Below are 19,372 nucleotides of genomic sequence, written 5' to 3'. Positions count from 1 at the left end.
CGTCGAGCCGTCTCGGGGGCACCGCCGATGTCCGGACGATGGCATAGTATCCGCTCCATGTCTTCACCGGGGGCGCAGACCATCACCGTGCGCCATGATGGAACCGAACGAGTCTTCGAAGCGAGTCAGCAGATCACCATGGGCCGCGCGCCCGAGGTCACCCTGTTCGTGGACAGCCCGCTGGTCTCTCGTGTGCACGCCACTCTTCGATTCAGCAACGGCGCCTGGGTGCTCGCCGACAACGGCAGTACGAACGGCGTCTTCGTCGACGCGCGCAGGCTGAATCAGCCTGTCTCGATCGACCGACCGACCCAGGTTCGCCTGGGTGACGCGATCACCGGGCCGCTGCTGCACCTGGTCCCCGCGGCGCCTGGGGCGCGCCACGCGGCGACCATGGTCGCGCCGCCGTCGCAACCGCAGCAACAGCCGCACCAGCAGCAACCTCACCACCAGCAACCGCGTCCGCAGCAGCCGTATCCGGGTTTCCAGCCGCCGTCGCGCCCGCCACAACAGCCACCGCAATACGTACCGACCTCGCAGTTGCCCGCGCAGCCGCAGGACAACATCAATATGACCCGCCGCGCCGATTCGTCGATGCTGCCGCCGGTCCGCAAGGCCGCCTCGACCGAACCGGTCGCGCGCGGTGATCGCATTCCGCCCGGCGGCTTGAGCATCGGCCGCACCTCGGACAACCAGATCGTGGTGAACGATCCGCTGGCCTCGCGCGCGCACGCGAAGTTGTTGGCCTCGCCCGAGGGCCTGGTGATCGAGGATCTCGGCTCGGCCAACGGCACCTTCGTCAACGGTCACCGCCAGCAGCGTTCGGTGCTGCGCGAGCGCGACATCGTCACCATCGGCAATATCGACTTCGTCGTCACCCAGGGCGCGCTGGCGCATCGGCAGAAGCCGGTCGCCGAGCAGGGACTGTCGGTGCACGGGGTCGGGTTCACGGTCGAGAACAACAAACAGCTGCTCGTCGATGTGAACATGACGGCGGGGCGGGGCACCTTGACCGCGCTGATCGGACCGTCGGGCGCGGGCAAGTCGACGCTGTCGAAGCTGATCGCGGGCAATACCCAGCCCTCCGGCGGTGTAGTGACCTTCGAGGGCCGCAACCTGCACGCCGAGTACGAGGCGCTGCGTTCGCGCATCGGCATGGTGCCGCAGGACGACGTGCTGCACCGTCAGCTCACGGTCCGCCAGGCGCTCGGTTTCGCCGCCGAGCTCCGACTGCCGCCGGATACCACCAAGTCCGATCGGCAGAAGGTGATCGACGGTGTGCTGCAAGAGCTTTCGCTCACCCAGCACGCCGATACCCGGGTGGACCGGCTCTCCGGCGGCCAGCGCAAGCGCGCGTCGGTGGCGATGGAACTGCTCACCGGTCCGTCGCTGCTGATCCTCGACGAGCCGACCTCGGGTCTGGACCCGGCGCTGGACCGGCAGGTCATGCAGATGCTGCGCGAACTGGCCGACGCCGGTCGCGTGGTGATCGTGGTGACGCACTCGGTCGCCTGCCTCGATATGTGTGACCAGGTGGTGCTGCTTGCCCCCGGTGGCAAGACGGCGTTCGCCGGTCACCCCGGTGGGGTCGGCGCGGCGATGGGGACGAGCGACTGGGCGGAGATCTTCGCCGAGGTCGCGGCCAATCCCGATCAGGCTTTCGCGAAATACCGATCCCGACAGGCCTATGTGCCGCCACCGCCGCCCGCGCAGCCCACTCGCGGCAACGTGGGCGCGCCGCCGCAGTCGAGTGCGATGCGCCAGTTCAGCACGTTGTCGCGCAGGCAGTTGCGGTTGATCTTCTCCGACCGGGGCTATTTGATCTTCCTGGTGGTGCTGCCGTTCATCCTCGGCGCGTTGTCACTGGTGGTTCCGGGCAGTGACGGGTTCACCGAGGGCGCGCTGGTGCAGCTACCCGACGGCTCGTTCGGGCGCGAGAGCGGCGGTGAGGCCCAGCAGTTGCTGGTGGTGCTGATCCTGGGCGCGTGCTTCATGGGCGCCACGCTCAGCGTGCGCGACCTGGTCGGCGAACGGTCGATCTTCCAGCGTGAACGCGCGGTCGGCCTGCTGCCCTCGGCGTATCTGATGGCCAAGATCGTGGTGTTCAGCGTGACCGCGTTCCTGCAGTCGGCGGTGCTGATCGGTATCACATTCATCGGCAAGAAGCCGCCGGGCGCCGGGGCGTTGATCCCGAACGGCAGCGTGGAGCTGTATTTCGATATCGCGATGACCGCGGTGTGCTGCGTGGTGTTCGGTCTGCTGATGTCGAGTCTGGCCAAGTCCAACGAGCAGGTCATGCCGATGCTCGTGGTGATGATCATGGTGCAGCTGGTGATGGCGGGTGGCCTGATCCCGGTGACCGACCGGGTCGGCCTCGAGCAGATCTCGTACCTGTTCCCCTCCCGCTGGGGTTACGCGGCCGGCGCGTCGACGGTGGATCTGACGAAGCTGGTCTTCGGGTCGCAGGACGATCCGCTGTGGGCGCACAGTGCGGGGATCTGGATCCTCGACATCGTGATGCTCGTCGTGATCACGTCGATCCTCGCTCTGTTCACGTGGAGCCGGCTCCGGCTGAAGAAGTCACAGGCATGATCGGTCAGCGCCCGGAGGCGGCAGCTCGCGTAACCACGCAGGGCGCCCGAGCATGCCGCGATGTGCACAGCATGATCGGGCAGGTCAGCATCGTTTATTCGGGTGAGATGCGCGGGTCTGTCATCGACCGGGCACACTTGGTCCTGTGACCGTTCGAGTTGGGGCCCTACATCTGGGGTGGGACGTGGTGTCCGTGGCCGCGGGTGGCGGCGCGACCCCGGTCCGCCCGGTACAGGTCGAGGGCACCTATACCCCGCCCGCCTACCTGCTCGCCGATGCCGCGGGCCGGTTGCATACCGCCGGCGTCGACCGGCAGCGACCGGACCTGGGGATGGCGATCGCCGATGTGCGCGACATCCTCGGCCACCCGCAGATCGTGATCGCCGGTGCCACCTGGCCCGCCGAGCTGGTCTTCCGGGCCCGGCTCTACAACCCGCTGGCCGCGATCGGCAAGTACCTCCAGGGGAAGCCACAACTGGTGGCGCTGCCCTATCCGGACAGCTGGCCCGAGGACAAGGTCGAGGTGTACGCGGCGCTGGTCGAGCAACTCGACGTGACCGTGGAACCACTGCCGGAGAGCGTCGCGCTCTCGGGCTATGTGCGCGCGCTCGGCCTGGTCTCCCCGCCCAGCGAGCGACACCGCACCGGCATCGGCGCCACCGGGATCTACTCCGACGGTCGCTCGCTGCTGGTCGTCGCGGTGCACGGCGACGACGAACAGCCGACCGAATCGACGGAGGTCTCGGTCGGCGCCGAGGCGCTGCGTGAGGCCCGCACGGCCGACAATGTGGTGATCGAGGCGATGGCCGCGGCCCGCTCGATCGGCGCCGACACCTCGACCGTGCTGCTCGCGGGCAACGTCTGCTTCAACGACGCCCTGCGCCTCGCCTTCCAGAACCATCTGGGCCAGCGTCTGCACGTGGCCGACCATCCGATGCACGCGCTGGTTCTCGGCGCCGCGCATCTGCTGGTCACCGAGCCAGAGGCCGACGACGAGGAGGACGACTATCCGGACTCGGGACATCCTGGTCAGTCGGTCGCCGCACAGGTCGGCTGGGGTGCGCAGCCCACGGCACCGCCCGCCGCCCAGCCACCGGGACCGGCCGGATTCGTCGCCGGTCCGCCCGTCACGCAACCCCCGCCGAGTTCCGGTCCGCCCGCAGGCGCACCGCGGCACGCTCTCGACGACAACGACGCGGGCGAGGATCGCCGCGCGAAACTGCTCGGGAAGGTGAAGAAGGGCTTCTTCGGCACACCGGCGGTGGTCGGCGCGCTGGCGCTGGTCGCGTTCCAGCCGGATTCCGCCGTCGCCTCCGCCGCTGAACCGGCGAGTTGCGCGTTCACCCCCTACGCGAACATGGTCCCGCGCGACGGTGTCGAGACCGCGCGTGGCCTGCTGGTCGACGAGTCCGCCTGCGTCAACCCCGGCACCGACACCCTGCGCTATCTGATTCCCGGTCCCGCGCGGGCGACCGACCCGGGTCCGCCAGTGGTGATCTAGCACCTCCCGATTGCGGGTCGGTGATGCGTGGCTGGTATCGTTGCCGGTTGGCGTGTGGAGCGTCGAACCGTTCGCGGATCGGCGTCTCCTCGATGTCCTGGGTCTCCACCGGCCGCCAGGACAGTCTCGATCCACACATCAGGGCCGGCAACACCGACGACAGACAGGGAACGACTGTGCCTACGTACAGCCCCAAGGCGGGTGACGTCACCCGCAAGTGGTACGTCATCGACGCCACTGACGTAGTCCTCGGCCGTCTCGCCGTGCAGGCCGCTGGCCTGCTGCGCGGCAAGGGCAAGCCGACCTACGCACCCCACGTCGATGGTGGCGACTTCGTCATCATCATCAACGCGGACAAGGTTGCCATCTCGGGCAACAAGAAGCAGGACAAGCTCATCCACCACCACAGCGGACACCCGGGCGGCCTCAAGTCGCGCACTGTCGGCGAGGTGTTGGCGACCCGTCCCGATCGTCTCGTGGAGAAGGCCGTCAAGGGCATGATCCCGAAGAACAAGCTGGGTAACGCGATCGCGGGCAAGCTGAAGGTCTACGCAGGCCCGAACCACCCCCACGCCGCGCAGCAGCCGGTTCCGTTCGAGATCAAGCAGGTGGCCCAGTGACCGCTCCTGAAGAGTTCGCAGCCGAAGAGTTCGACGCCACCGATGAGGTCGTCGTCGAGATCGTCGAAGACGGCGAAGGCTACGCCGAAGGCGAATACGTCGAGGAAGAGCTGGCCTTCGAGCCGATCACCATCGACCGCCCGGTGCAGACCGTCGGCCGCCGCAAGGAAGCCGTTGTCCGCGTTCGCCTGGTGCCCGGTTCGGGCAACTTCGAGCTCAACGGCCGCACCATCGAGGATTACTTCCCGAACAAGGTGCACCAGCAGCTCGTGAAGTCCCCGCTGGTCCTGGTCGAGCGTGTCGAGAACTTCGACATCTTCGCTCGCCTGGTCGGTGGCGGCCCGTCGGGTCAGGCAGGCGCTCTGCGTCTGGCCATCGCCCGCGCGCTCATCGAGGTCACCCCGGACGACCGTCCCGCGCTCAAGCGTGCCGGCTTCCTGACGCGTGACCCGCGTGCCACCGAGCGTAAGAAGTACGGCCTGAAGAAGGCCCGTAAGGCGCCTCAGTACTCGAAGCGCTGATTTACGCACTGTCGACTCCTGGCCTTCGCATACGCTAGGTATGCTCCCCGCGCGAGTGGGGATGGGCCTGGTCGGCGGAGCTTGTGTGCGAGAGCAGGCTTCCAGCACCGCTGGTTGCCTGCTCTCGTGCTGTATTCGGGGACCTACGACTGGTAGAGGGTTTTTATGGGACGGCTGTTCGGCACAGACGGTGTTCGCGGGCTCGCCAATGAGTCGCTGAGCCCGGAGCTGGCGATGCGCGTGGCCGCCGCGGCGGCGCAGGTGCTCATCCGCGGCAAGAAGCGCCCGGTCGCGGTGCTCGGTCGCGACCCCCGCGCCAGCGGCGAGATGCTCGAGGCCGCTGTCACCGCGGGCTTGACCTCCGTCGGCGTCGATGTTCTCTCGGTGGGCGTGCTGCCGACTCCGGCCGTGGCCTACCTGACCGGCCTGTACGACGCGTGCTTCGGCGTGATGATCTCCGCCTCGCACAACCCCATGCCCGACAACGGCATCAAGATCTTCGCGGCGGGTGGGCACAAGCTCGACGACGCGATCGAAGCGCGGATCGAGGCCCTGATCGCCGAAGGCGTCACCGTGCGCCCGACCGGCGCGGGCATCGGCCGGGTGCGTGGTGACTACACCGTCGAGGGCACGCACGAACGCTATGTCGAGCATCTGCTCGAATCCACCGGCCAGGATCTGTCCGGGCTCACCGTTGTCGTCGACTGCGCGCACGGCGCGGCCGCCGAGGTGGCCCCGCAGGTGTACCGGGAGGCGGGCGCGACGGTGATCGCGATCAACGCTGAACCCAACGGGCTCAACATCAACGACGGTTGCGGCTCGACCCATCTGGGCACCGTGCGGCGCGCGGTCCTGCAACACGGCGCCGACCTCGGCATCGCGCTCGACGGTGACGCCGATCGCTGCCTCGCCGTCGACGCGGCGGGCGAGATCGTCGACGGTGACGCGATCATGGCGGTGCTCGCGCTGGCTATGCGGGAAGCGGGCGAGCTGGTCGACAACACGCTCGTCGCCACCGTGATGAGCAACCTCGGCCTGCACATCGCGATGCGCGCTGCCGAGATCACCGTGATCACCGCCGCTGTCGGCGACCGGTACGTGCTCGAGGAGTTGCGTCGCGGCGGGTACAGCCTGGGCGGGGAGCAGTCCGGACATGTGGTGTTCCCGCGGTTCGGCACCACCGGCGACGGGGTGCTCACCGGCCTGCGGTTGATGGCGCGGATGGCGCAGACCAAGGCCACGTTGGCCTCGCTGGCGTCGGTGATGACCACGGTGCCGCAGGTGTTGATCAATGTCGCGGTGTCCGACAAGGGCGCTGTCGCGGTCGCGCCCGAGGTGCTGGAGGCGGTCGCGGAGGCCGAGCGGATGCTGGGGGAGACCGGGCGAGTGCTGTTGCGGCCCAGCGGGACCGAGCAGTTGGTACGGGTGATGGTGGAGGCCACCGATCCCGCGCAGGCGCGTGCGCTGGCTGACGATCTGGCCAAGCGGGTCGCCGCGGTCTAGTCGTCGGGACGACCATTCCGGCGATCGTCGCTGTGGCGTGTTCCACGAGGCCCAACTAGTATCAGGGGTACGCCGTTAGGACCTGTGTGCCCCGTAGCGCGTGTGTGCTGCTAGGCGCAGGCGATTATTCTGGCGCGCAGCACGATTCGAAGGGGGCCGATCATGGTGCCGCCGCCTGCCCGCAACTACCAGGACCAGTACCCGTACGAGTACGGCGAGGCCGACCAGCCGCACCGCTGTGGCGGGGCCTGTGGTCGGCCGGGGTGCCGCGAAGTGCCGCAGGGGTATTCGCCCACCGTGCCGATTCGGGACGAGGGTTACGGTCAGTCCGGCTATGAATCGGTCGCCGAGGCGCCACGCCCCCGGGCTTTCGCGGCGCCACGGATGCCGCGCTCGCGTTCGGCCATCGCGGTATTCGCTGTGCTCGGTGTCACCTTGGGCGCCGGACTGATCGGGGCCAAGCTCGGCTCCGACATCGACCTGTTCGGTGCGGCCGAACCCGCTGTGGTGCAGTCGTTCTAGAACTGTTCGGCGACGAAACCACTGAACAACACTGCGAAGCCGCCGATCTCGCCCGCGATCAGCCCGTACATCGACAGCCGTAGTTCGGTGGGAATCCGCTTCCCGCCGAACTGATTGGTGGTGTCGCGGCGCAGCCCGTGCAGGGCGTAGCTGGCGATCGCACCGGCGAAGAACGCGAGCACCACCAGGTCGGCGGTCAGGTTGACGATCGTCGGCCAGGCGCTGAGCTCGGTGAATACCGCGAGCAGGATCCCCGCGAAGGAGTACATCAGCGCGGCGCGGTGGGCGATGTCGACATACACGTGCGCCGCGCCGTCGACCCGGATGCCGTGGTACTTCCACACTCCGAGCAGCAACGCGCTCAGGAAGAGGAATCCGGTGACGAGCAGGGTGATTCGGGTGTCGATACCTAATGCGTAGTCCATGCGTCTATTCCTCGCTGAGAAGCCCACCGGACATATGCCAACGGCGGGTGGCACGAACAGAATCCAGCATCCGGCGATCATGGGTCACCAGAATCAACGTGCCGGTGAAGGATTCGACGGCCTGCTCCAGTTGTTCGATGGCGGGCAGGTCGAGGTGGTTGGTCGGTTCGTCGAGGACCAGCAGGTTCACCCCGCGCGCCTGGAGCAGGGCCAGCGCCGCGCGGGTGCGTTCGCCGGGGGACAGCGTGTCGCAGGCGCGGGTCACGTGCGGACCGCGCAGGCCGAATTTGGCCAGCAGCGTGCGGACCTCGGCATCGGGCCAGTCCGGCATCGCCGCGGCGAAGGTGTCGGCCAGCGCGTCGGCACCGCGGAACAGCCCGCGCGCCTGGTCGACCTCGCCGATCTCGACACCGGAACCCAGTGCGGCCGAACCGGAATCGGGTGCGATCTTGCCGAGCAGCAGCCCGAGCAGGGTCGACTTGCCCGAGCCGTTGGCGCCGGTGAGCACGATCCGGTCGGCCCAGTCGATCTGAGTGGTGATCGGGCCCAGGGTGAACTCGCCGCGTGCGAGGGTGGCGTTGTTGGCGGTGGCCACCACCGCGCCGCTGCGCGGGGCGGTCGCGATCTCCATGCGCAGCTCCCACTCCTTGCGCGGCTCGTCGACCACCTCGAGGCGTTCGATCCGGCGCTGCGTCTGGCGGGCCTTGGCGGCCTGCTTCTCGGTGGATTCCGCGCGGGTCTTGCGGCCCATCTTGTCGGAGTCGTTCTTGCCCTTGCGCCGCGCGTTGCGCACGCCGTGCTCGAGCCAATTGCGCTGCATCTGCGCACGTGACTCCAAACCCGCTTTGGTGTCGGCGAATTCGTCGTAGGCCTCGCGGGTGTGCTTGCGAGCGATCTCGCGTTCGGCGAGATAGGAGTCGTAGCCGCCGTCGTAGAAGCCGGTCTGCTGCTGGGCCAGATCGAGTTCGAGGACGCTGTTCACGGTGCGCGCCAAGAACTCTCGATCGTGGCTGATGACCATGAGCGGTACGCGCACACCGGTGACGAACCGTTCCAGCCGGTCCAGGCCGTCGAGATCGAGGTCGTTGGTCGGCTCGTCGAGCAACAGAATGTCGAAGCGCGACAACAACACCGAAGCCAACCCCGCGCGCGCGGCCTGGCCGCCGGACAGCCCCGTCATCGGGGTGTCGAGCCCGCCGGCCAAGCCGTGGGTCAGGCCCAGATCCGCGGCGACCTCCTCGGCGCGCTGATCGAGATCGGCCCCGCCCAGCGCCAGCCAGTGCTCCAGCGCGGGCGAGTAGTCGTCGTCGCCGCCGTCGCCGAGGCGTTCGGCCGCGGCGTCCATCACCCGCTGGGCGTGCGCGACTCCGGTTCGACGCGAGAGGAATTCGAGCACCGTCTCACCCTCGATGCGCTCGGGCTCCTGCGTCAGATAGCCGACGGTCGCATCCGGCGGGCTCAACGCGATGGTGCCCTCGCCCGGCCGGCGCTCGGCCAGCATCCGCAGCAGCGTCGACTTGCCCGCGCCGTTCACCCCGACCAGCCCGATCACATCGCCGGGGGCGAGAGTGAAATCGAGGTCGGCGAACAGGGTCCGTTCGGCGTGCCCCGCGGACAGGCCGCTGGCGTGCAATGTCGTGCTCACCTCGACAATTGTGCCCGTCTCGGGGTCCGACCCTGAGGTCGGGGCCCGTCGAAATCAGGGTGCGTATGGGTCTGTGGACCGATGCGGGCGGTGGCGCCGCGACGGCACAGTGGAGACATCACCGCTCCACAGGAAGGCAACACCATGACCGCCCCCGCCCGCCGCCTCACCCGTTCGACCAGCAACAAGTGGATCGCAGGCGTCTGCGGTGGCCTCGCCGAGCGCTACGGCTGGAACCCCAGCATCGTCCGCCTGGTCTTCGTCGTGTCGTGCCTGCTTCCCGGCCCGCAGTTCCTGATCTACCTGGCGCTGTGGATCCTCATCCCGAGCAAGTAGACCCGAACCGTCCGGCGACGGCTCGCGGATGACAAGATGGTCGCAACCCCGCCACGTCGTCATCCGCGAGTTTTGCGTTGGAGGAGCAGTCATGGTCACCTCGGGTGAGTTCCCCGGCCTCGGCCTACCCGACATCGATGCCCACTCGTCCCTGGGTGGCCTCGGCCCCGTCGAGCTGAACAACCCATCCCTCGACCTCGACCACGACGGCGTCGTGGACTCCCTCTCCACCAGCGACGCCGACTCGACCAGCATCTGGTCCGACTACGACCACGACGGCCTGGCCGATCACGTCACCGTCGTCGAGGAAGACGGCGACTACGCCGCGTGGGAGTACCACCGCCATCCCGATGGGACATCGGAGTGGCGCAAGACCGATCAGGGGAATTTGGAGAAGTAGCGCACGAGGGTGCCGCTGTGATCGAATCCGAGCACAGCGGTATTCGTCGTGTGATCGTGGAACCGATCCCGGTTGTGGCGCGTCTAAGGGAGTAGTGCGCCTGCCGGCGCTCGACCAGAAGGAGGGGGAAGTGGGCGATTCAGTGACTGTCGACCCGACGGCTCTGCGTAAGGCCGCGTCGAACTTGAAGGCGTCGGCAGCCGACATCGGGACCTGCTCGGCCGATGTCAAGGGCTGGTCCTTCACCGCCGCGCAAGCCGGTCGCGACTACGGTGCCGAGGGGACGAAGGTCGGGGGTGTGATCGGCAAGGTCGAGACCTGGTTGAAGAACTGGCAGACCGCGATCGACAAGACGGGCGTTCAGTTCGGGACCAGCGCCGATACGTACGCGACGGTCGACGATGCCAACGTCAAGAAGATCACCGCCGCCGGGGTGAACCTGTGATGCGCGCGATCGTGTCGACACATCCGGCCGTGGTGTCCGGGGGCGTCCATGGCTGACACCCCGACCTGGGCGAATATTCCTACCGGCGGTGGCGCCGACGAGATGCTCGACCTCGGTGCGGAAGGTTTGCAGTATTTCGTCGAATATCTGCCGCGCTACGGACGGGCGTCAGCTGCTACTCATGCTCCCGCTCGGGCAGAATTGCTCGCGGGAGCGAACAGTGATTTCGATTCGATCTACGCGAAATACGATACCGAACGCGGTATGGATATCGCGGCAATCGATCGGATGTCCACGGCGCTGTCCAAGGTAATGGCTAAATTGCCCGGCGAGATCGACGAGCAGCGACGGCAGCTCTCCGCGTTGCCGTCGATATGGCAGGGGCAGGCGGGCGACTCCGCGTCCAATATGCTGAATACGCAGATTATGCGTGCCGAACAAGATCGCACCGAAGCTGCGACGATATCACTGGAGCTCAGCAATGCCGCGACCGCGCTGCGCACTGCTGTGCGGCACAAAGCGGTTACGGTCCAGAGCTTTTGGTCACCCAATACGCCTGACATACCGCAGCAGAACAGCAGTGGGATGAGCCGCACCGCGATCGATGAATACATACAAGAAGTAGCGTATGAACCGGATTCTGACGCAGGCAAGAAGGCGAAGCAGTGGCTGGTCGATATCTTCATGCCGCACGTCCACGCAACGTACGACAAATTCATTCAGCTGTGTAAAGAGGTCGACACCGAAGTTCGTCGAATTTATGGTGTTCTTGTCGAAGCCCTGAACAAGCTGGATACCGGCGCTTACCCGATGCCGCAGGAGTCGAGCAAGCCGCAGACACCTGTGACAACGGAACAGCCCACAACGAAAGATACGTCCAAGGGCGACACCACGTCGACCGGTGGCACACCGACGACAACGGAGGACACGTCGACCAAACCGGCGACCACCGAGGATCCGTCGACCACCAAGGACGACGATGATGATGATGACGACGATGATGACGACATCACCGATACGATCAGCGACATCACCGATACGGTCAGCGAGGTGGTGTCCAGCCTCACCTCGCTCGTGTCCTCGGTGAGCGAACTCGAATCGCTTGTCACGACCACAGCGGAGACGATCAGTTCCGGCCTCACCTCGCTCAGTACCTCGGTCCAAGAGGGTTTCGCGTCGATATCCAGCCAGTTGAGCAGCTTGCTGTCCGGTGGCGCGACATTCGACCTGAACGGCACCCAGGTCAGTGTGGGAACCGATGAGAACGGCCAACTCACGGTGAGTACCACCGATTCCGCTGGCAACTCCCACGAATACGGCATGACGCTGGACGCGAACGGCATTCCGGTGATCAGCGACGATCAGTCCAGCGGCGCAATCGGTTCGGGCACACCGGAGACCGGCACAGGTCAGGGCCCGACCGATCTCGAGGATGCCGAACAGGGGACGTCCTCGGGCGCGACGGCCAACCCGACCGGCTCGCTCAACGCCAAAGGCTATGCCGCCGAGGGTGTGCCGGGGACCGCCGCCGGGCCCAGCGCGGACAACGAGCCCGACGGCGAGCACTGGGCGGAGCAGTACCCGGTGGGTCAGCAACAACCCGATCCGGGTGACAGCGGTGCGGTGTTGTCGGAGGCGGGACCGCTGTGAATCAACGAGTTGAGAGGATTTCGTCATGAGTCGATCGCGGATCGACGAAGGCGCTCACGAGTTCCTTCGCCGGGTGCAGATTCTGGACGACGAGTACGACGAGATGCGCAGCAGCCTCGCCGTGCGCAACAATGGTCACGAGATCCTCGCCGAGATTCATGCGGCCAGGGAGCGCGAAGCTGCCGAAGCCGAAGAGCGGGAACGGATCGAAGCGGAGGAACGCGAGCGTCAGGAAACCGCGGCAAGAGAGCAGCGCGAAGCCATCGCCCGGTCCGTCGCCGCTCGACGGGCTAATGACCGCGCTGCTCCCCTGGACGACGACGATCCCGAAGCCGAGTACTACCAGCGCAAGAGTTGGCTCGTCTGAGCGTTTCAGTACCGGCGATGAGTGACGGCAGCGCCGCCGACACGTAGTAGGGGTCGACGGTGCTGCCTCGCGCAACGTGGTTTCCGAGCTCAACTGACGGCTCGGCGGAGAACGGATGTGCGCCGTGGCGACCTATTCGGGCCAGCCGGGGTAGGGCGGAAGTACCTCGGGCGGGGGGACTCGCACCGAGGGTTTCTCGACATACTCGCCTGGGTCGAGCGCGTCGGGGAACTCGGAAGGGAGCCGACATGTTTCAGGGTTGCCGGAACCTCGTTCGAGGTCTGGCGTGACTACCCGCCACGACTGGATCCAGTCGCCGAAGTAGTCGCGAGTGGGGTACCGAGCTGGCCCCGAGATTCGGGCATCAGGATCGGCTACCCCACCACCGGGCAGCGAGAAGACCAGCTCGAGCCTGCCCGAACGTAAGGCCGCGTACCGACCCGAGTAGTACTCCCCGGACATATCGCCGTACGCCAATCCGGTGCCCCAAACACACACCGTCGCAGTCAAATACCACCGATTCGGGGGAGTCCGTCGATCGTACGGTGGTGGGATGTCGTGCCGCTGGACAGCAGTCAAGGAAGCGTAGGCCGTACCCCGAATCGTCCAATCGGGGTCGGTTGCGCGTTCGTCGAACTGCAGCGCGAGCGGGCTGAAAAGCTGGTTCTCGGCGACTCCCATCCGTTTCCATATCTCGCGCCAGTCTGTCTCACCCGCTCCGTTCAGAAACGCGGTCTCGACATAGGACCGAACCTGAATCGCGATTTCCGAATTCAGATCTACGCCCGAAGGTGACGCCCAACGGAAGTTGTACTGGTATCGGTCCTTCCAGATGTGGGGCGGCCTCGGTACATCACCAGCGAGGCCGCTCAACACGAGCAGAGTGATGACCGGCAACCCCGCGCCCAGCGCCCTTGCGTAACGTCTCATTTCGGAGCGTCACCGGGCTCGCGACCGTGTCCGCTGTCCCATCGGTCACGATATTCGGACACAGTGGGGGCGTACTTCGCTACGTTCGTGTTCAGTTCGGGAAGGTTCGTGCCCGCGGGTCTCCCGCCCTCGTGGCGAATCTCATCGAAGGAACGGAGTTGGCCGGTCTCCTGATCAAAGTAGCGGCCGATGTTGGGGTCGGACCGAAGGTCGGGATGCCCGGGCGAGTTCGCGATACCTTGCAAGATGTTGTATGTCTGCGCCGGTGTGCTGCCATAGTTCGAGGTGTCGACATGGGTTGCCACCTCGGGAACAGTCCCCAACGCACCCAGTCGTACCTCCGGCGATGTCGATTTCCAGCCGAGTTCCAGTAGGTCTCCAGCCAGCGGAATTCGCTTCAAGCCGAATGCCCCGACCTCCCGAACGCTGTCGAATAGCGCCATTTTCTCCTTTTGCGCCGTGGCCGCGTCTGCTTCTCTGGTGCCGATCTCGAGCAGAGCCCCGTCCTGAGCAGCCTGGTCGATGCGGGCACCCCATTCTGCCAGCGAGTAGTCTGTCGCGCCGGTCGCGCCGAACTTCTGATTGAGGTCGGCGACCGCCTGGTAGGCATTCGCATTGAACTGTTTTGCCGCGTCCGGGTCGGAATCGATGACGGCGAAAACGTTCGTCATGGCCTTTTTATCGAAGTCGCCGCCGTTGTTGTCATAGAATCCGTGAGCGGCCAGATCGCTGTCGCGTACCCCAGCCATCGCGGGAATATAGTTCGCCAGCGTGTCGCCGAGCTGGGCGGTCATTTGCGGATTGGCGCTGCCGATACTCACCGGATCTTGGAGCAGATTTCCCGGACCGCCGGTCTCATCGGTCAGATTCAGCAATGCTTCACGGTGGGTCGAGACATAATTCGCGAGCTGGCGAGCCGATTGACCCGCCTCGGAATTCACGTGCGAGTTCGATGATGTGGCATTGTCGTCAATGGTCTTCAGAACCGTGGTGACACCATCATCGGATCCGTGCCAGTTGTGGTCCAGCAAGGTGCCGATCGCAGCCTGGTTGTCGAATTTCTCCCCGGGCGCCAGTACGGCGTCCATGCCTTGTCCGGTGAGGAGGTCATGCACCGCCGCCCGGTCGCCACCGGCTTGACTGAGTATTTTGCTGGCGATGCTGTCGTCCGTCGTGTCGGTAAAGCCCGTGACATCCGCTCCGCCCGGCACCACCGGATAGCTGTCGCGACTTGCGATATTGACAGCTTGGTTGAGCAGCGCGCGGTCGGCGTCGGTGCCTTCCGCGAGCAAGGGGGACCCCTTGCCGAGAATGTTCGACACCGTCAGCAGGTCGTCCTTCTTGGTGAGCGAGTTCTTCGGATCCTCGGTGAGCGTTGTTCGTAGTTGTGAGGGCAAAGCGCCCAACCCACCGAAATCCACACCGACTTTTCCGCCCTGCGCCGCTGTCAAGCCGCTCGAGGTCACCTGTGGGTTCGATGCCAACTGGATGGCGTCGGCAAGACCGGCCTGCACCACTTTGTCCTGACCATTGGGCAGCCCAGCGCCGATCTGCGAGATCTGGGTGACCGACATCCCGTCGAGGTCGCGCATCACCGACGTCAGATAGTCCAGTTGCTGCTGGGGGATGACTACCTGTTGGCCGCTGGCCATGCATCGATCTGCTCCGGGCTCAGCGTCGTCGCCCAGCGCAGCCGCTGTATTTGCTCAGTCGTCGCGGTCCCGTTGCGGAAGGCGTCGACATCCTCGCGCGCGAGGCGTGGATTCAGGCCGGCCGTTTCCGGCGTGAGCTGATTGATGGCGTCGACGGCCTTGCTTACCGCTTGGGCACAGTTGTGGTCGGCCCATCCGAGTTCGTCGGCGAGACGCTGCAGGCGAATGGTTTGGTTGGCAGCTTCCTGATTCCGCGCATCGTCATCTGATTCATTGACGACGGTCCAGTCGAAATGGACGATATACCGGTCGCTGACCAGCGAGGCGTAGTCGGCCCGCAAGGTGGACACCGGTGGGCCCATCTGCGAATGCCCGTTGTTGAGCGCGGTTGCCAGATCGTCGTAGGCGGCGGCGAGCACCCGCATCTGCGTCACCTCGCGCTGGCACCGGGTGTCCGCCGCTTGCCGCGCCTGGCCTGACCAATTCATCGCGTCAATGGCCCGGTGCATCTGCTCGACCGAGGTGCGAATTCCGTCGGCGATAGCCGTCGCCTTAGTCGCGGTCGACGCGAGATCGATGTTCCAGTAACGAACCAGACCCGGATTCGGTCGCTTCACTGCGGCATCTCCCCGGTGTTCAGATCGCTGAGCGCGGCGATGCGCGTGGCGGCGGCGAGGTCGGAATCGGTATAGGCGTCCGCGGACGCGCGCAACACCGCGCCCAGTTCCCGATACCGTCCACCGGCCACCTTCAAGCTACGGGTACGGGCGGGCTCGATCTTGTCCAACTCCGGCCCGACATCCGACCCGGCCATAAAGGCGCCGAGGGTTCCCAGAAATCCCGGCGTATCGATCACCGGGAGCCGGCCGATCCCTTCGTCGGCGATCCGATCCATCTCGACTGCGACTGCCCGCAGTTCGGCTGGCGAAACCTGCATGAATTCCCCGTCCCAAAGCCCCCGCCAGGTTGAACCGCCCCCGACGCTCGGCCACCGATAGTAGTGGCGCCATCAGCTCGGTAGCGGGCTCTGTCACCGAGTTCTACAAGTGTTCATCGACTCGGTGCTTGGCGCAAAAAGGCTCTGCTGCAACGCATTTATGCGAGATTGGCTGTCATTGCGATGCAACACCGATGGGGTGTCGTCGGATGCGTCGAAGAGCCACACCGTTTCCAGGCATTGCCGGTGATCACCGCGCGGGGCAACCGATGACTTGATCCTCAGCGGAAATGGGAATCCGGTTGGGAGTTGGGACCGATTCGGGCGCACCGGAACGTGGCGACATCTGAACTGTGTTGCGCAGCAGTTCGGTTGGCGATGCCTAGCCCCGGATCAGTTTGGCGACCGTGCCGATGGACAACTTCGGTGCCTCGACCTCGACCTCCGCGTGCGGGTCGACCACCTTCGTGTGGGGGATCTCGGCTTCGGGGTCGGCGAAGATCGCGTACTTCTTGTCGGCGAGGAGGGTGGCGAGGAGGTAGCCGGTGACCAGGGCGCGGGTGGTCTTGTCGGTTTTGTGTTCGTAGCGGCCCGCGCCGAGAGCGGCGAAGAGGCGACGGCCTTCGATGATGCCGTTGTGGGAGGCGCCGTCGATGGTGCGCAGGAGCGACGAGCCCGACCAGGCCGCGGCGAGGGCGCGGGCGTTGGAGCTGACCGAGTCGAGGTCGTCACCGGTCAGGATCAGGCCGGGCGTGTCGAGGTCGGGGGCGATGTTCTCCGCGGCGGGGGAGGTCGGTGCGGGGAAGAGCGCCACGACGGTGGCGACCCGGCGTTGAGCTGCGGCGATCACGGCGGCGCCCGCGCCCATACCGTGGCCGGCGAGGGCGAGACGGTCGGGGCGGACACTGATGGTGCCGTCACCGAGCCGGACCTTGCTGACGATGTCGAGCGTGGTGAGCAAGTCGGTGCCGAGGTCCAGATGTGACGGGATCGGGCCGCGCTCGGTATCGGGCGCGGCGACCACGAAACCCCACGACGCGATGTGCTCGAGCAAGCTCTTGTAGTTCTCGGCGCTGGTCAGCCAGCCGTGCGCGAACGCGACAGCGGGCAGGTCAAGTCCGGACTCGGGCGTGTACACCACACCCGGCTGACCTGCGATCCCTAGATTCCCACGCAGCACCCGGTGGGGGCCGCGCATGGACAGGGCGCTCACGAGCGATTTTGCAGACACCGACACGGCGAGAAGAGTATCCGATCAGTAGGGTGGGGGACCATGTGCGGAATCGTGGGGTACGTCGGATACCGGGATGCGCTGGGCGTTGTCGTCGACGCGTTACGACGTATGGAGTACCGCGGATACGACTCCGCGGGGGTCGCGATTCTCGACGGAAACGGTGCTCTCGCGGTCGAACGTAAGGCCGGACGGCTGGCGAATCTGGAAGCCGAACTCGGCGAGGCGGGCACCGAGCGGTTCGCCGGGTCGACCGGGATGGGGCATACCCGCTGGGCCACGCACGGCGCGCCAACCGACCGCAACGCGCACCCCCATCGCGACATCTCCGGCAAGCTCGCCGTCGTCCACAACGGCATCATCGAGAACTTCGCGCCGCTGCGCCGCGAGCTCGAGGAAGCCGGTGTGGAGCTGCTCAGCGATACCGATACCGAGGTCGCGGTGCATCTGGTGTCGCGCGCGTACGCCGACGGCCCCACCGCGGGCGAGTTCACCGCGAGTGTCCATGCCGTGTTGCAGCGGCTGGAGGGCGCGTTCACGTTGGTGTTCACCCATGCCGATCATCCCGGCACGATCGTGGCGGCTCGGCGGTCGACGCCGCTGGTCGTCGGGGTCGGTGAGGGCGAGATGTTCATCGCCTCCGATGTCACCGCGTTCATCGAGCACACCCGCGAGGCGGTCGAGCTCGGACAGAACCAGGCCGTGGTGATCACCGCGGAGGGCTACCGCGTCACCGACTTCGCGGGCAACACCGAGGGTGTGCACAGCAGGCCGTTCACCATCGACTGGGACCTCGCCGCCGCCGAGAAGGGCGGCCACGACTACTTCATGCTCAAGGAGATCGAGGAGCAGCCGACCGCCGTCGCCGACACCCTGCTGGGGCATTTCGTCATCGACGAGAAGGGCGGCCGGATCGTCCTCGACGAACAGCGCCTCGCCGACCAGGAGCTGCGCGAGTTCGACAAGGTGTTCGTCGTCGCCTGCGGCAGTTCGTATCATTCCGGCTTGCTCGCCAAATACGCGATCGAGCACTGGACCCGGGTGCCGGTGGAGGTGGAGCTCGCCAGCGAATTCCGTTACCGCGACCCGGTTCTGGACCGGTCGACACTGGTGGTGGCGATCTCGCAGTCCGGTGAGACCGCCGACACCCTCGAAGCGGTGCGCCACGCCAAGGAGCAGAAGGCGCGCGTGTTGGCGATCTGCAACACCAACGGGGCGCAGATTCCGCGCGAGTCCGACGCGGTGATCTACACGCGCACCGGGCCCGAGATCGGAGTCGCCTCGACCAAGGCGTTCCTGGCGCAGGTAGCCGCCAACTATCTGGTCGGTCTGGCCCTGGCGCAGGCGCGCGGGACCAAGTACCCCGACGAGGTGGCCCGCGAGTTCGCCGAACTCGAGTCGATGCCGAAGCTGATCTCCCGGGTACTCGAGACCGCGCCGCAGGTGCGGGCCATCGCACGCGAACTGGCGCATGTGCCGACGGTGCTGTTCCTCGGTCGCCACGTGGGCTACCCGGTGGCGCTCGAAGGCGCGCTCAAGCTCAAGGAACTGGCCTACCTGCACGCCGAGGGATTCGCCGCGGGCGAGCTCAAGCACGGGCCGATCGCCCTGATCGAACAAGGCCTGCCGGTGATCATCGTGATGCCGTCGCCGAAGGGCCGCGCGGTGCTGCATTCCAAGCTGCTCAGCAACATTCGCGAGATCCAGGCGCGCGGCGCCCGCACGATCGTGATCGCCGAGGAGGGCGACGACACCGTGCGCCCGTTCGCCGACGACCTGATCGAGATCCCCGCCGCCCCGACCCTGTACCAGCCGTTGCTGTCCACAGTGCCGCTACAGATCTTCGCCGCCGAGGTAGCACAGGCGCTGGGCTACGACGTGGACAAACCCCGCAACCTCGCCAAGTCGGTCACCGTCGAATAGGCCCGACCCCGCAATCCCGACCTCGAGCGTGCCGACGCTCAACCAACCCGAATCGAACCCCAGAACCCCGACCCCTAGGGAGGGGCCGGTCGCGCAGCGGCCGGGTTCGCGGCCGTCCCGTCGATCAGGTGTCGTTGCGTAGGCGACGAAGGAGCAAGCAACGGCGCCTGAT

General features: G+C 66.2%; 18 protein-coding genes. 12 read left to right on the top strand and 6 right to left on the bottom strand.

The window, feature by feature from the left end:
- The first annotated feature begins 57 nt into the window (after positions 1-57).
- From NA12_RS08525 to NA12_RS08500, 6 genes are all read left to right on the top strand, one after another.
- On the top strand, positions 58-2,592 hold the full coding sequence (locus NA12_RS08525; RefSeq protein ID WP_067448125.1) for an ATP-binding cassette domain-containing protein: 2,535 nt from the start codon (positions 58-60) through the stop codon (positions 2,590-2,592).
- 145 nt (positions 2,593-2,737) lie between these two features.
- Positions 2,738-4,093 (top strand): hypothetical protein, encoded by a 1,356-nt coding sequence (locus NA12_RS08520; RefSeq protein ID WP_243655053.1) that lies wholly within the window; start codon positions 2,738-2,740, stop codon positions 4,091-4,093.
- 176 nt (positions 4,094-4,269) lie between these two features.
- Positions 4,270-4,713, top strand: a complete 444-nt coding sequence (gene rplM / locus NA12_RS08515) for a 50S ribosomal protein L13 (RefSeq protein ID WP_022567307.1) — start codon at positions 4,270-4,272, stop codon at positions 4,711-4,713.
- Entirely contained in the window at positions 4,710-5,234 is a 525-nt protein-coding gene (gene rpsI / locus NA12_RS08510; RefSeq protein WP_084472537.1) for a 30S ribosomal protein S9, read from the top strand. Before rplM ends, rpsI begins: the two co-directional genes overlap by 4 nt.
- Positions 5,235-5,399: 165 nt before the next feature.
- Entirely contained in the window at positions 5,400-6,737 is a 1,338-nt protein-coding gene (gene glmM, locus NA12_RS08505) for a phosphoglucosamine mutase (RefSeq protein ID WP_067448121.1), read from the top strand.
- A gap of 162 nt (positions 6,738-6,899) precedes the next feature.
- Positions 6,900-7,259: a hypothetical protein gene (locus NA12_RS08500; RefSeq protein ID WP_067448119.1), complete on the top strand. Its 360-nt coding sequence runs from the start codon at positions 6,900-6,902 to the stop codon at positions 7,257-7,259.
- Here the strand turns inward: NA12_RS08500 and NA12_RS08495 are convergent.
- The gene (locus NA12_RS08495; RefSeq protein WP_067448117.1) at positions 7,256-7,684 is read right to left on the bottom strand and encodes a hypothetical protein; all 429 of its coding nucleotides are present in this window, start codon (positions 7,682-7,684) and stop codon (positions 7,256-7,258) included. The genes NA12_RS08500 and NA12_RS08495 overlap by 4 nt on opposite strands.
- Positions 7,685-7,688: 4 nt before the next feature.
- The gene (locus NA12_RS08490; protein WP_424453549.1) at positions 7,689-9,275 is read right to left on the bottom strand and encodes an ABC-F family ATP-binding cassette domain-containing protein; all 1,587 of its coding nucleotides are present in this window, start codon (positions 9,273-9,275) and stop codon (positions 7,689-7,691) included.
- A gap of 198 nt (positions 9,276-9,473) precedes the next feature.
- On the opposite strand from NA12_RS08490, the gene NA12_RS08485 reads away from it, so the two are divergent.
- From NA12_RS08485 to NA12_RS08465, 5 genes are all read left to right on the top strand, one after another.
- The gene (locus NA12_RS08485) at positions 9,474-9,665 is read left to right on the top strand and encodes a PspC domain-containing protein (RefSeq protein ID WP_067448409.1); all 192 of its coding nucleotides are present in this window, start codon (positions 9,474-9,476) and stop codon (positions 9,663-9,665) included.
- A gap of 91 nt (positions 9,666-9,756) precedes the next feature.
- Positions 9,757-10,065 carry a DUF6802 family protein gene (locus tag NA12_RS08480; protein ID WP_067448113.1) on the top strand — a complete coding sequence of 103 codons (309 nt, stop codon included), beginning with the start codon at positions 9,757-9,759 and terminating at the stop codon, positions 10,063-10,065.
- A 130-nt stretch (positions 10,066-10,195) separates the two neighbouring features.
- A complete protein-coding gene (locus tag NA12_RS08475; RefSeq protein WP_067448407.1) occupies positions 10,196-10,510 on the top strand; it encodes a type VII secretion target in 315 nt (104 codons plus the stop codon).
- 48 nt (positions 10,511-10,558) lie between these two features.
- The gene (locus NA12_RS08470) at positions 10,559-12,160 is read left to right on the top strand and encodes a hypothetical protein (protein ID WP_067448111.1); all 1,602 of its coding nucleotides are present in this window, start codon (positions 10,559-10,561) and stop codon (positions 12,158-12,160) included.
- A gap of 25 nt (positions 12,161-12,185) precedes the next feature.
- Positions 12,186-12,527 (top strand): hypothetical protein, encoded by a 342-nt coding sequence (locus NA12_RS08465; protein WP_067448110.1) that lies wholly within the window; start codon positions 12,186-12,188, stop codon positions 12,525-12,527.
- 926 nt (positions 12,528-13,453) lie between these two features.
- Here the strand turns inward: NA12_RS08465 and NA12_RS08460 are convergent.
- The 4 genes from NA12_RS08460 to NA12_RS08445 form a co-directional block, all read right to left on the bottom strand.
- A complete protein-coding gene (locus NA12_RS08460) occupies positions 13,454-15,109 on the bottom strand; it encodes a TPR repeat domain-containing protein (RefSeq protein WP_067448108.1) in 1,656 nt (551 codons plus the stop codon).
- The gene (locus NA12_RS08455) at positions 15,088-15,726 is read right to left on the bottom strand and encodes a WXG100 family type VII secretion target (protein WP_067448106.1); all 639 of its coding nucleotides are present in this window, start codon (positions 15,724-15,726) and stop codon (positions 15,088-15,090) included. Before NA12_RS08455 ends, NA12_RS08460 begins: the two co-directional genes overlap by 22 nt.
- Positions 15,723-16,046 carry a type VII secretion target gene (locus NA12_RS08450; protein ID WP_084472535.1) on the bottom strand — a complete coding sequence of 108 codons (324 nt, stop codon included), beginning with the start codon at positions 16,044-16,046 and terminating at the stop codon, positions 15,723-15,725. Before NA12_RS08450 ends, NA12_RS08455 begins: the two co-directional genes overlap by 4 nt.
- A 382-nt stretch (positions 16,047-16,428) precedes the next feature.
- On the bottom strand, positions 16,429-17,283 hold the full coding sequence (locus tag NA12_RS08445) for a dienelactone hydrolase family protein (RefSeq protein WP_067448102.1): 855 nt from the start codon (positions 17,281-17,283) through the stop codon (positions 16,429-16,431).
- A 36-nt stretch (positions 17,284-17,319) separates the two neighbouring features.
- On the opposite strand from NA12_RS08445, the gene glmS reads away from it, so the two are divergent.
- On the top strand, positions 17,320-19,200 hold the full coding sequence (gene glmS / locus NA12_RS08440) for a glutamine--fructose-6-phosphate transaminase (isomerizing) (RefSeq protein ID WP_067448100.1): 1,881 nt from the start codon (positions 17,320-17,322) through the stop codon (positions 19,198-19,200).
- The last annotated feature ends 172 nt before the right edge of the window (positions 19,201-19,372 follow it).

Origin of the sequence: Nocardia alba NBRC 108234 (assembly GCF_001612665.1) — a bacterium.
In the GTDB taxonomy this organism is placed as follows: domain Bacteria; phylum Actinomycetota; class Actinomycetes; order Mycobacteriales; family Mycobacteriaceae; genus Nocardia; species Nocardia alba.
This window is presented reverse-complemented; position numbering and strand designations above follow the sequence as displayed.